At 72.7% G+C, this 11,561-nt stretch carries 9 protein-coding genes; 3 read left to right on the top strand and 6 right to left on the bottom strand.

What is annotated here, in order from left to right:
* Positions 1-172 precede the first annotated feature (172 nt).
* The 4 genes from ACFQSB_RS21860 to ACFQSB_RS21845 all read right to left on the bottom strand — a co-directional run bounded on the left by ACFQSB_RS21860 (position 173) and on the right by ACFQSB_RS21845 (position 7,471).
* Positions 173-1,636 carry an arabinofuranosidase catalytic domain-containing protein gene (locus ACFQSB_RS21860; protein ID WP_380828719.1) on the bottom strand — a complete coding sequence of 488 codons (1,464 nt, stop codon included), beginning with the start codon at positions 1,634-1,636 and terminating at the stop codon, positions 173-175.
* Between the two features lie 438 nt (positions 1,637-2,074).
* On the bottom strand, positions 2,075-5,920 hold the full coding sequence (locus ACFQSB_RS21855) for a S41 family peptidase (RefSeq protein WP_380828718.1): 3,846 nt from the start codon (positions 5,918-5,920) through the stop codon (positions 2,075-2,077).
* Between the two features lie 245 nt (positions 5,921-6,165).
* Positions 6,166-6,306: a hypothetical protein gene (locus tag ACFQSB_RS21850; protein ID WP_380828717.1), complete on the bottom strand. Its 141-nt coding sequence runs from the start codon at positions 6,304-6,306 to the stop codon at positions 6,166-6,168.
* A 127-nt stretch (positions 6,307-6,433) separates the two neighbouring features.
* A complete protein-coding gene (locus ACFQSB_RS21845; RefSeq protein WP_380828716.1) occupies positions 6,434-7,471 on the bottom strand; it encodes an Rv2578c family radical SAM protein in 1,038 nt (345 codons plus the stop codon).
* Positions 7,472-7,609: 138 nt separating this feature from the next.
* Between ACFQSB_RS21845 and ACFQSB_RS21840 the strand changes: the two genes are divergently transcribed.
* The gene (locus ACFQSB_RS21840) at positions 7,610-7,879 is read left to right on the top strand and encodes a DUF3040 domain-containing protein (RefSeq protein ID WP_380828714.1); all 270 of its coding nucleotides are present in this window, start codon (positions 7,610-7,612) and stop codon (positions 7,877-7,879) included.
* Between the two features lie 51 nt (positions 7,880-7,930).
* On the opposite strand, the gene ACFQSB_RS21835 is transcribed toward ACFQSB_RS21840, so the two are convergent.
* Positions 7,931-9,565, bottom strand: a complete 1,635-nt coding sequence (locus ACFQSB_RS21835) for a penicillin-binding transpeptidase domain-containing protein (RefSeq protein ID WP_380828713.1) — start codon at positions 9,563-9,565, stop codon at positions 7,931-7,933.
* Positions 9,566-9,696: 131 nt separating this feature from the next.
* Entirely contained in the window at positions 9,697-10,359 is a 663-nt protein-coding gene (locus ACFQSB_RS21830) for a lysophospholipid acyltransferase family protein (RefSeq protein ID WP_354931320.1), read from the bottom strand.
* A 437-nt stretch (positions 10,360-10,796) separates the two neighbouring features.
* On the opposite strand from ACFQSB_RS21830, the gene ACFQSB_RS21825 reads away from it, so the two are divergent.
* Together ACFQSB_RS21825 and ACFQSB_RS21820 are read left to right on the top strand one after the other, a co-directional pair.
* On the top strand, positions 10,797-11,348 hold the full coding sequence (locus tag ACFQSB_RS21825) for a GNAT family N-acetyltransferase (protein ID WP_380828711.1): 552 nt from the start codon (positions 10,797-10,799) through the stop codon (positions 11,346-11,348).
* The gene (locus tag ACFQSB_RS21820; RefSeq protein ID WP_380828773.1) at positions 11,299-11,520 is read left to right on the top strand and encodes a hypothetical protein; all 222 of its coding nucleotides are present in this window, start codon (positions 11,299-11,301) and stop codon (positions 11,518-11,520) included. The genes ACFQSB_RS21825 and ACFQSB_RS21820 overlap by 50 nt, the downstream gene beginning before the upstream one ends.
* Positions 11,521-11,561: the final 41 nt, after the last annotated feature.

Here is an 11,561-nt window from a genome sequence, read left to right as displayed (position 1 = left end):
GCACGAACCCGGCGACGAGGGGCCGGGACCTCCGTGCCCGTCCGCCGCCGTCGCCCTCCCTGGGCCGTGCCTGGGAAGGCGGGGGAGCCGCCGCCTTCGCCGCACCGGCCGGGCGCCACGGGACGGCGTCCGGCCGGGGTTCCTCTTGAGGGCGGCTCTCACCGCTGAGGCGTCAGCTCCGCAGGCTCCACTGCTGGTTGGATCCGCCGTTGCAGGCCCAGAGGATGAGTTTGGTGCCGTTGGCCGTGGCCGCCGCGTTGGCGTCCAGGCACAGCCCGGACTGCACCCCGGTGATGGTGCCGTTGGAGTTGACGTTCCACTGCTGGTTGGTCTGGTTGTTGCAGTCCCAGATGATCACCTGGGTGCCGTTGGCGGTGCCCTGCCCGTTGGCGTCCAGGCACTTGTTGCCGTACACCTGCAGTTGCTTGCCCGAGGTGGAGGTCCAGCGCTGGTTGGTGCCGCTCCCGCAGTCCCAGATCTGCACCTGGGTGCCGTTGGTGGTGCTGGAGTTCGGCACGTCGACGCACCGGCCCGACTGGCCGCCCACGATCTGGACGCCCTGCTGCGGGTTGCCGCCGCCCGACACCGCGTACCCGGCGGCGGTGATGTTGGCCTGGACGGCGTTCTCGGTGGCGTCGGAGGGATAGCCGGAGGTCATCACGCCCTCGTAGAAGGTGCCGGCGGCGCCGATGCTGTTGTCGCCGCCGATGCCCAGGATGATGGCCCCTTCCTTCTTCATCGGGTTGTAGCCCGACACGTTCGGCCGCACCCCGTTGTAGAAGGTGGACAGACTGCCCGACTGGGCGTTGCCGCCGCGGATGGCCCAGTGGTTCGGCTCGCCCTTGACGATCGCGGTCAGGAACCGGTGGCTGATGCTGGGGTCACCGGCGTTGTAGTGCTGGTTCACCCCGGAGAACAGGCCGTTCTCCAGGTCGGCCATGATCCACGGCCCGTTGCCCGCGCCGTAGCCCCACACCTTGATGTTGCCGAAGTAGATGGCCTCCATCGTGCCGTTGCCGTTGTCGCGGCTGTTGGTCTCGGCGTTGCCGTAGTCGAAACAGCAACCACCGTTGTAGTGCGTCCCATCGAAGATCGCGTACATCCCCTCCGGCTGGTCGCCGGTCGCGATGCCCGAGGTCCGGTTGTTGCGGTAGCCGGTGCCCGGGTTGACGTAGACGCCGTACGCCTTCTGCCCGCCCACCGTGACCGGCGCGGCGGTGGCGTTGGCCAGGTTGTCGTACCCGCCGGCGGCCGGGCCGGAGAACCCGCCGGGAGGCGCCTGGGTGAGGTGGTTACCCCGTCCTGTCTGGTCGTAGATGATGGTGATCAGGCAGGTCGTGCCGGAGCAGAACGCGTCCTGCGTGGCGGCGTTGGCCACACCCCCCGCGCTGAGCGGGGCGACGTCCCGCGTGGTGTTGTCGGAGGATCGGCGCACCTGGTACAGCGGGCCGCTGTAGGCGCCGTATAGGGCTCGGGTCGTGCTGTGCGCCGCCACGCACGGCGTGCCGCCCGAGGCGTAGATGTCACACGGCTGCGACGTCGCGGCCTGGGCGGTGCCGGAGCCCACCAGGCCGGCGACGGCGAGCAGTACGCCGGCGCCTGTCACGGCGGCCTTTCTCAGGTTTCGCAGAAGCATGAGGACCTCTCTCGCTTGCGTGTTAGCGCTAACACCAGATGGAAGGCTGATCCGTCCACTTTCACCGCGAATGAGAGGTGTCCGGCGCGCGTCATCGCCAGGTCATTGTTAGCGTTAACAACTATCGGCGAGCCGGAGTGCCTCTTATTCAGGTGACCCGAGGGGGTGTGGCCCGCATCACACAGCACCCCAGGGGCCCCGTCAAGGGCGCGAGCCCGCGCACCCCCGCCGCTTCCTCCAGCCGCAGCGACCTCACCGGCCCTGACCATGCCGGGCCGCACCGTCCGCGATCCGCCCGGTGATGAAACTTTCGCAGGGACGGGCGGGCGGTGCGGACGCCGGGCCGCGCCCCGCCGGTCACGATGGGCCGCGGCCCGGCGCCCGCCGGGTCCATGCGTGCGGGGGGGCCGGGGTCCATGCGTGCGGGGGGGCCGGGGTCTACGCGCGCGGGGGGAGCAGGGGGGCGCCCAGGCGGGGGCGGTCGGCGGGGTTGGGGGTGTGCGGCGGGTACTGGGCCAGGCGCTCCAGCGCGACGTCGATCGCCCGCTCGAGTTGGGTGTCGAGGCCCCGCGCGTAGTCCTGCGGGGTGATGTCCACCTCGATGTCGGGATCGGTGCCGTAGTTCTCCACCCGCCAGCCGACGTCGTCGAAGGCGAAGGAGAACTCCGGCTGGGTGGTCACCGTGCCGTCGGCCAGCCGGTGGCGCGGCCAGATGCCGATCACCCCGCCCCAGGTGCGCTTGCCGATCAGCGGGCCGAGCCCGAGCAGCTTGAAGGTGTGACTGAAGATGTCGCCGTCCGACCCGGCCCACTCGTTGGTGACCGCGACCAGCGGGCCGCGCGGTGACTCGGCCGGATAGGGTTCCGGCACGCCCCAGCGCGGGAAGTCGTACCCCAGACGGCGCCGGGCGAGCTTCTGCAGCAGCAGCCCCGAGACGTGGCCGCCGCCGTTGAACCGGACGTCCACCACCAGCCCCTCGCGGTCGTACTCGGCCAGGAATCCGCGGTGGAACTCGGCGTAGCCGTCGGGGCCCATGTCGGGAATGTGCAGGTAGCCGACGCGACCGCCGGTGCGCTCGTGGGTGCGGGCGCGGTTGGCCTCCACCCAGTCGCGGTAGCGGGCCGGCTGTTCGTCGGAGATCGCCTTGACGGTCACCGTCCTCGGTGGCCCGTCGCCGCGCCTGACCGTCAGCTCGACCTCCTGGTCGGCCTGGTTGACCAGCAGCCGGGCCGGGCCCGCCGCCGCCCCCACCGGCTGGCCGTTGATCGCCAGCACCGCGTCGCCGGGGCGCACGTCCAGGCCGGGACGGTTGAGCGGCGAGGTGGCCTCGGGGTCCCACGGGTCGCCGGCGACGATGCGCGCGATCGTGTGCACCCCGTCGGCGTAGGACCAGTCGACGCCGAGTTTGCCCTGCCAGTAGTGCGGGCGGGGCCGGTACTCCCCGCCGCTCTCGTAGGCGTGGGAGGTGCCGAGCTCGCCGAGCAGCTCCCACAGCAGGTCGGAGAACTCCCCGCGGGTGCCGACCCGGTCGACCAGCGGCAGGTAGCGCTCGTAGACGTCGTCCCAGTCGATGCCGGCCATGTCCTGCACCCAGAAGTTCTCCCGCTGCAGCCGCCACGCCTCGCGGAACATCTGCCGCCACTCGGCCTCCGGGCAGACCGACACCTTGACCCGGTCCAGGTCGATCCATCCCGACGCCCGGCCCGGAGCGTCGTCGTCCGGCGGCGCCTCGCCGGCCTTGACCACCCGGAGCCGTCCCCGCGAGCGGTAGAGCAGCGTCGTGCCGTCCTGGCCCAGGCGGAAGTCGCCGACGCCGGAGACCAGGGTGTCGCACTTGTGCTTGATGAGGTCGTAGGCCTGCAGCGTGCCGGAGGCCGGCTCGGGGGCGAACTCGTCGCCGCGGCTGCCCTCCACGGGGAAGCAGGTGAACAGCACCTTGTCCTTGGTGCCGGCCACACGGTCGTAGCGGCCCTCGGGCACCGGGAAGGCCATGACCCGCCGCTCGATGCCCTCCAGCTCGATCTCCAGCGGCTCCTCCTCGTCGTCGTCCTGGTCGTCTCGGTCGTCTCGGTCGTCGTCTTTCCCGTCGGGCGCGGAGGCGCCACGGTCGCCGGTGACCGGGCCGCTCGCCTCGCCGGAGCCCGGGTGCGCGGCCGGCTCGTTCTCGCGGGTGGCCGCGTTCTTGGCGGCGTTCTTGGCGGCGTCCTTGGCGGCGTCCTTGGCGGCGGAGGCGTCGCCCGACAGCGGACGGGGTTCGGGTACGAACGGGGAGCCGACGTCGGAGCGCAGCGTGACCGCGTACGGGCGGGTGCCCTGCGGGAACCCCAGGTCGAACTGCAGGGAGTCGTAGACGGGGTTGAAGACGCGCTGGCCGATGAAGTACAGGTAGCGGCCCTCGGGGTCGAAGGCGGGCCTGCTGTCGCGCAGCACGGGCCGGGTGGCGCGGTAGGTCTCGCCGGTGTCCACCCGGCACAGCTTGATGGCCGTGGTCTGCGCGGTGTCGGGGAAGGTGTAGGCGAGCCAGTGGCCGTCGGAGGACCAGACGGCGTCCTCGATGCGCCCGAACCGGCTGCTGTCGACGACGGTCATCCTCGCCCCGTCGGGCTCGGCCGGTGCGGGCGCGCCGGATCCGGTGGAGGCGGGCGGCGCCTGACCCTGCCGTGCCGGTTGCGGGGACGTGGGGGCCGGGTGCCCTGGTGCCTGCGCGGCCTGCCCCGGCGTGGCCGCCTCCCCGCCCGCCTCACCGCCCGCCTCCCCGCCGGTCGCCGCACCGGGAGCGGCGTCCTGGCCGGGCGCCGCCGGGACGCCGGGCCCGGCCGCCGCGCCGGCCGCGTCCTCGGCCACCGCGCCCAGGCCGACGGTCAGGCCCTCCCCGGACACCACCGCGCCGGACACCACCGCGCCGGACACCGGAGTGCCGGACGCGGGGTCGCCGGGCGCGGGGTCGCCGGGCGCGGGCGCCGCGGGTGCGGACGTGCCGGGTGCGGGCGTGCCGTCCTGAGCACCGGTCGCGTCGGAGGCGTCCGCCGTGGCGGGCGCGGCCGGCGCGGGCTCCTCCGCCGCCGGGCGGGGGACGTCCGCGCCGTCCCCGGCGGAGGGCAGCTCGACGATCAGCAGCTCGTTGCGATGGTTGGTCACCGCGATCTTGTCGGCGGCCGGTGACACCTCAAGGCCGATGGCCCGGCCGGTGTCCAGCTCCGTCAGCCGCACCGGGGCGGCGCTGCCGTCGGCGGTCAGCACGACCAGCACCTCGCGGTCGCCGTCGTCGCTGGCCGCCGCCACCAGGCGCCTGCCGTCCTCCAGCCAGGTCAGCAGGCGGTAGCGCACGCCGTCCGGCTCGCCGTGCTGGCGCACCGGCCCCTCCCAGCCGCCGAAGGAGTACGCCTTGCCGCGCGTGGTGACCGCCAGCCCGCCGCCGTCGGGGGACAGGCGGGCGCTGTCGAGGTAGGAGGCGGCCGAGACGAACCGGCGGTTGCGCTGGGTGCGCGAGCTGCCCAGCCGCACCTCCACGCGGCGCGACTCGCCCTCGCCCGGATCCAGCAGATAGAGCTCGGCCCCCGCGTGGTAGACCAGCCGGTCGCCGTCGCCGGACAGGTTGCGGGCGTAGTAGTCGCCGTGGTCGGTGTGCCGCCGCAGGTCCTGCCCGGCGGGCGTGCAGGAGTAGACGTTGCCGATGCCCTCGTGGTCGGACAGGAAGTACACCCGCTCGCCCGCCCAGCACGGCGAGGCCAGGTTGCCCGCCAGGGAGATCAGGCGGGTGAACACGCCCTCGCCCTCGCGGTCGATCCACAGGTCGCCGACCGTGCCGCCGCGGTAGCGCTTCCATCGCGCCGGGTCGGCGGTGTTGCGGCCGAGCACGATGGCGCCGCCGGGGCCGTAGGAGATGGAGTTGGCCGGCCCGTAGGGCAGGCGCTGGGAGACCCCGTCGGCGTCGACCCGGTGCAGCCACTTGCGGCGGTCGAAGGGCTGGCCGTCGTCGCTGGCGTAGATGATCGCGCCGGAGGGGTCCCACCCGGTGACCGTGCACAGCGCCCCGTCGTAGGTCATCCGCCGGGCGGTCCCGCCGTCGGCCGGCATGACGTACACCTCTTCGGGGCCCTCCTCCCGGCCCACGAAGGCGAGCCGGGAGCCGTCGGGGGAGAAGCGGGGATAGCCGGCCTCGGCGACGCCCGCGGTCAGGCGGAAGGCCCTGCCTCCGCCGGCGGACACCATCCACAGGTCGTCTTCGGCGGCGAAGACGACCACCTCGCCGAAGAGGGTGGGGAAGCGCACGTACACGGACATGGATCCTCGCGTTCGGGTGGGCCTCCCATGATCAGGCACCCGGGGCCGCCGCGTCGAGACCGCCGGCGATGCTGTCCGATGCCGGTCCCCGGCGCCGGACCGGGCCGCGCACCGCCCGCCGGGCGTGACCGGAGGGCGCGCCCACCGGCGCGGCGACGCGCAACGGGTGCCTGACCACGCCGCTCACCTGGGCGCCCGGAATGCCCCGAGCGTGAGCTTCATCCTGGCGGGAGGCGCCGCGCGGGTCACCGGGCCTCGTCGGGACCGGTCTCGCGTCGGTCCTCTTCCTCGCGTTTGTTCTGCTTCATCTCGCGCGTGGCCTTGATGGCCGCCTTCTTGGCCTTTCCGGCGGCCTTGTTGGACTTCTTCCGCGCCGCTCCTGCCATGGTTCCCCCCTGTGTCTCATGGCTTTTATGGTGAATGCGTGATATTCGACGCATCCCGCGCGTTAAATACCCAACGGCGGAGACAATCACCCATATAGGTCGCCAGAGGGACGGATCGCCGCGTGCCTCAGAGCAGGGAGAGCTGTTCGGGGCCGGCCGCCGCCGGGGTCGCCGGGACCGGGAGCCGGACGCCGCCGTTGCCGGCCCGGGGCGCGCGGCCCACCCCGGCCCGCTCGGCCAGCTCGCGCACCTGCTGGACGACCCGCGACCGGTAGGCCTGCGGCGCGTAGGCGCCGCGGCCGTACAGCTCGAGGTAGCGGGGGACCAGGCGGGGATGCTCGCGGCCGAGCCAGCCGAGGAACCACTCGCGCGCGCCCGGCCGCAGGTGCAGCACGATCGGCACGATGTCGGTGGCGCCCGCCTGCGCGATCAGCTCGACCGTGCGGGCGAGCCGCCGCGGCGAGTCGCTCAGGTAGGGCAGGATCGGCGCCATCAGCACGCCGCAGGACAGACCGCGAGAGGTGAGGGCGGCGCAGACCTCCAGCCGGGCGGCCGGGCGGGGCGTCCCCGGCTCGACCGAGCGCCACAGCTCGTCGTCCACCGAGCCGATGGACAGGGCGGTGGACACCTCGGTCACCTGCGCGGCCTCGGCCAGCAGGTCGAGGTCGCGCAGGATCAGCGAGCCCTTGGTCAGGACGGAGAAGGGGTTGCGCGCGTCGCGCAGCGCGGCCAGGATGCCCGGCATCAGGCGATAGCGGCCCTCGGCCCGCTGGTAGCAGTCGACGTTGGTGCCCATGGCGATGGGCTGCCCGCCCCAGCGCGGCGCCGCGAGCTCTTTGCGCAGCAACTCGGCGGCGTTGACCTTCACCACGATCTTGGAGTCGAAGTCGCGGCCGGAATCGAGGTCGAGGTAGGTGTGGGTCTTGCGCGCGAAGCAGTAGACGCAGGCGTGCGAGCAGCCGCGGTAGGGATTGACCGTCCACTGGAAGGGAACCTGGGACGCCGCGGGCACCCGGTTGACGATCGAGCGGGCATGGATCTCATAGAAGGTCATGCCACGGAACTCGGGGGTGTCGAAGGTTCTGGCGACGGCGCCGCGGGCGAACAGCGGCGCCTCGGAGGCGCCCTGGCCGGCGTCGGTCAGGCGCAGGTTGTCCCAGCGCATGACCCTGATTAGAACAGGGTTTCGAAGGTGATCGCAACCGCGCCAAACTGACGGCAAAAAGGAGGCATCGAAACGGCTAAAGATCTTCGTCGTTGGGCAGAACGTCGGCACACCGCTTGCGTCGCCGGGAGGTGCGGCATGGCCTGGTCGCAGGACGAGGAGCGAATGCTTGCCCAGATCGAGAGTTACCTCACCGACGAGGACCCGCGACTCGCCGCCCGGCTCGAGTCGTTCAACGAGCGTGTCGAGCGCCGGGAGAGCCAGCGGACCAAGCGCGCCCACCGCGGCCGGCGCCGTCCCAGCCGCTCGACCATCATCATCCTCGTGAGCTGGCTGCTGATCGCCACGTTGATCGCGACTTTGCTGATCATGGTGTTCCGCCACGACGCGGCGGCCCTGCCGATGTGACCCCGCCATCCCCGAGGCCGCGGGGATGGCTTTTCGCGGTCCCGGTGACCCTCAGCCCGGCAGGCCGCGCAGGAAGCGGGCGGCCACCGGGGCGGCCACCTCGCCGCCCATGCCGCCGGCCTCCACCACCACGGCGAACGCCACCTCGCCGCGGAAGCCGATGAACCACGCGTGGGAGTCCAGCTTCGGCCCGGTGCCGAACTCGGCGGTGCCGGTCTTGCCCGCCGTGCCCTTGGGCAGCCCGGCCCTCTTGGCGGTGCCCTTGCCGACCACGGCCGCCATCATGGTGCGCAGCGGCCCGGTCACCGTCTCGGGCAGCGGACGGGGCTGCAGCTTCTGCTTGATCGAGGGCACCAGGGTCGGCGGGCGCCAGGTGCCGTCGGCAACCGCGGCGGCGACCGTCGCCATCACCAGCGGGCTGGCGGTGATGCGGCCCTGCCCGAAGGACTCGGCGGCCAGGTCGGCGTCGCCGGTCGGCGCCGGCATGCTGCCCTTGGCCGCCGGGACGCCGATGGACAGCGGCTGGTTGAAGCCCATCTCGGAGGCCACCTGGTACAGCTTGCCGCCGCCCAGGTGCCGGGCGGCGAGCGGGGCGAAGGTGGTGTTGCAGGAGTGGGCGTAGGAGTCGAGGAAGGTGAGCGAGCCGAACGCCTCGTGGTCGGAGTTGCGGATCGCCAGCCCGCCGACGGTGGCCTTCTCGGGGCAGGTGACCTTCTGGCCGGGGGTGAGGCCCTCGGCCAGCAGCCCGGCGGCGGTGACGGTCTTGAAGGTGGACCCGGGTGGGTAGCGCCCGTCCAGGGCGCGGTTGAACCCGCCGCGGTTGTTGACCACCGCGAGGATCTCGCCGGTCGCGGGCCTGATCGCGACCAGCGAGGCGGGCTTGTCCAGGTCGCGCACGGCCGCGACGGCGGCCTTCTGCGCGGCCGGGTCGAGGCTGGTGCGCACGGGCGAACCCGGCGAGCCGTCGATGGTCTTCAGCGTCTGGACGGTCTTCTTGGACCCGTCGACCGTGGTGATGATCGTGGTCGGCACCCCGGCGAGCCGCTTCTGGAAGGTCTCCTGCAGGCCGCCGCGGCCGATCGCGTCGCCCGGCTTGTAGGAGGAGCCGAGCTTGGCGACGTCCTTGGCGGTGGCCTTGTCCAGGTAGCCGACCAGCTGCTGAACCGACCCGCCGGCGTCGCCGGTGTCGATGCGGCCGCCCGAGGCGTCCTCGACGGCGGCGCGCCCGGGCCAGGTGGTCTTCAGCGCCAGGTGGGTGGAGCCGGTCAGCGCCGGGTGGACGGCCGCCGGGGTCCAGGCGACCTTCCAGTGGTGGTCCTTTACCATCAGGTCCAGTGAGCCGGTGTAGGTCCAGTCGCCGATGTTCTTCAGCGTCATGGTGGCGGTGTAGGCGGCCTTGGCGCGGCCGTCGCCCGCCGGGGTGACCGTGCCGAGACGCACCGCGACCTTCTCGGCCCCGAGCCGGTCGGCGGGTTCGGCGTAGGCCGCCTCGAAGCCGGGCGCCGGGGAGGCGAGGTCGGCCTTCATGGCCGCCAGGTCGCCCCGTGACCAGGCCGCGGCGAAGTGGCCCGCGGTCTGCTCGGCGCTGCCCCTGGTGTGCAGCACGTAGTAGGCGCCGCCGGCGGCGGCTCCGACCGCCAGCACGGTGACGGCGGAGGTGATCGCGATGGTACGGCCGCGCGGCACGCCTTACCCCCCGGTGTCTGGACGTCGCCACGAGCCTAGCGCGACCGGTCGGCGGCGCCCGCCGCTTCGCCGGGAAGCGGCCGGAAAGCGGTGCCCTCAGGCGGCCTCCTCAAGCCCCCCTCGGGCGGTCCTCAGGCGGCCCGCCTGGCCTGCTCCTTGAGGCTCGCGGCGTAGGCGGGCACGTACTCCTGGCCCGACAGGCGCTGGATGGCCGCCATCACCTCGTCGGTGACCGCCCGGCGGTCCCTGGCGCGGGCGGGGTCGCCGGTGAAGCTCATCGGCTCGCCCATGCGCACGCCGATCTTGGCCAGGCGCGGCACCGAGGCCCCCGGAGGCAGCACGCGCTCGGTGTTGACCATGGCGACCGGGATGACCGGGGCCCCCGTGGTGAGCGCGAGCCATGCGACGCCGATCTTGCCCCGGTAGAGCCTGCCGTCGGGGGAGCGGGTGCCCTCGGGGTAGATGCCGAACAGCTCGCCGGCCTTGAGCACCTGCACGGCCGCGTCCAGCATGGTCTGCGCCGCGGCGGCGCTCTCTCTGTCGATGGCGACCTGCCCGGTGGCCCGCATGTAGGTGGCCATCAGGCGGTTGCCGGTGAAGTACTCGTTCTTGGCGACGAAGGTCACCTTCCGGGGCAGCATGAGCGGCAGGAACACCGAGTCCAGGATGGACAGGTGGTTGGAGGCCAGGATGGCGGCCCCCGCCGAGGGGACGTGCTCGGCCCCGATCACCTTGGGGCGCCACAGCAGGCGCAGGACGGGACTGCTGATGATCTTCGTGAGGCGATAGAGCACGGACTCTCCCGGTGTGCGGACGACCAAGGCCCACCATACGACTCATACGGGCAACTTTGTGTTACGCCCGCCCACAAACTGTTACATCGCGGTACAACGAAGCGCCCCGCAAGGCGTGCCTGCGGGGCGCTTCGTTGTTAGGCCGATGTGGCGGTCGCCTCCTCGGCGAGATGCACAACACGGCTCCAGCCGAACGGTATTCCGTGAAGGCGGTAATTGCGGCCCGGGGGACACAAACCACATCGGCTGCTTACAGTTAAGCACACTCGTGACACCCGCGAGGTCAGCGTGGCCGAACCCCGCCCCCTCACAGGGCGCTCCCAGGGGGACCCCTGAACCCCCCGCTCGTGGCGGGCCGTCCGCCGGTGGGCGGCCGGTGGGTGACCAGGGCCCGCGGGGCGCGGGGGTCCCCGAGCGCGTGCGCCACAATGGAGATCATGCTGACGACCGGACGGCTCATCCTGCGGCGCTGGCGCGAGGACGATCTGCGGCCTTTCGCCGAGCTCAACGCCGATCCGGAGGTGATGGAGCACTTCCCCGCCCCGCTGACCCGGCAGGAGAGCGACGCGCTGGCCGGGCGCATCATGACCCTCATGGAGGAGCACGGCTTCGGGCTCTGGGCGGTGGAGGTCGCCCGCAGCGGGGAGTTCATCGGGTTCACCGGCCTGGCGCCGCTGACCTTCCAGGCGCACTTCACCCCGTCGGTCGAGGTCGGCTGGCGCCTGCGCCGCTCGGCCTGGGGGCACGGCTACGCCACCGAGGCGGCGACGGCGAGCCTCGGGCACGCCTTCGGCCGGGCCGGGCTGGACCAGGTGGTCTCCATGACGGCGACCACCAACCTCCGCTCCCAGGCCGTCATGCGGCGCCTGGGCATGACGTGCGATCCCGCCGACGACTTCGACCACCCGCGCATCGATGAGGGCAGCCCGCTGCGCCGCCATGTGCTCTACCGCCTGGACGCCGCCACCTGGCGTTCCCGCCACGCCTGAGCACGCCCGAGCACGCCGAGACCGCCGCACCGGCTTCTGGGGCCGCGGCGTCGCCACCGCCTGGACCCTCACCGTCAGCCAGGCCATCATCCAAGCCGCCGGCGTCGACCTGTCCGCCCTGACGAAGGTCAGCGCCGGCCTGAAATACACCACCCGCGCCAAGCACATCTGAGCGCACACCCGGCCGGTGGCCCGCACCCCCTGCGAGCCACC

The organism is Sphaerisporangium rhizosphaerae (assembly GCF_042665155.1).
Classification (GTDB): Bacteria; Actinomycetota; Actinomycetes; order Streptosporangiales; family Streptosporangiaceae; genus Sphaerisporangium; species Sphaerisporangium rhizosphaerae.
Note: the sequence above shows the minus strand (reverse complement) of the source record. Positions and strands in the feature narration are given on the sequence as shown.

What these genes read in the sequence shown, in the direction of transcription:
- ACFQSB_RS21860 (WP_380828719.1), bottom strand. Translation starts at nt 1,636, where the DNA reads ATGCTTCTGCGAAACCTGAGAAAGGCCGCCGTGACAGGCGCCGGCGTA.
- ACFQSB_RS21855 (WP_380828718.1), bottom strand. Translation starts at nt 5,920, where the DNA reads ATGTCCGTGTACGTGCGCTTCCCCACCCTCTTCGGCGAGGTGGTCGTC.
- ACFQSB_RS21850 (WP_380828717.1), bottom strand. Translation starts at nt 6,306, where the DNA reads ATGGCAGGAGCGGCGCGGAAGAAGTCCAACAAGGCCGCCGGAAAGGCC.
- ACFQSB_RS21845 (WP_380828716.1), bottom strand. Translation starts at nt 7,471, where the DNA reads ATGCGCTGGGACAACCTGCGCCTGACCGACGCCGGCCAGGGCGCCTCC.
- ACFQSB_RS21840 (WP_380828714.1), top strand. Translation starts at nt 7,610, where the DNA reads ATGGCCTGGTCGCAGGACGAGGAGCGAATGCTTGCCCAGATCGAGAGT.
- ACFQSB_RS21825 (WP_380828711.1), top strand. Translation starts at nt 10,797, where the DNA reads ATGCTGACGACCGGACGGCTCATCCTGCGGCGCTGGCGCGAGGACGAT.
- ACFQSB_RS21820 (WP_380828773.1), top strand. Translation starts at nt 11,299, where the DNA reads ATGTGCTCTACCGCCTGGACGCCGCCACCTGGCGTTCCCGCCACGCCT.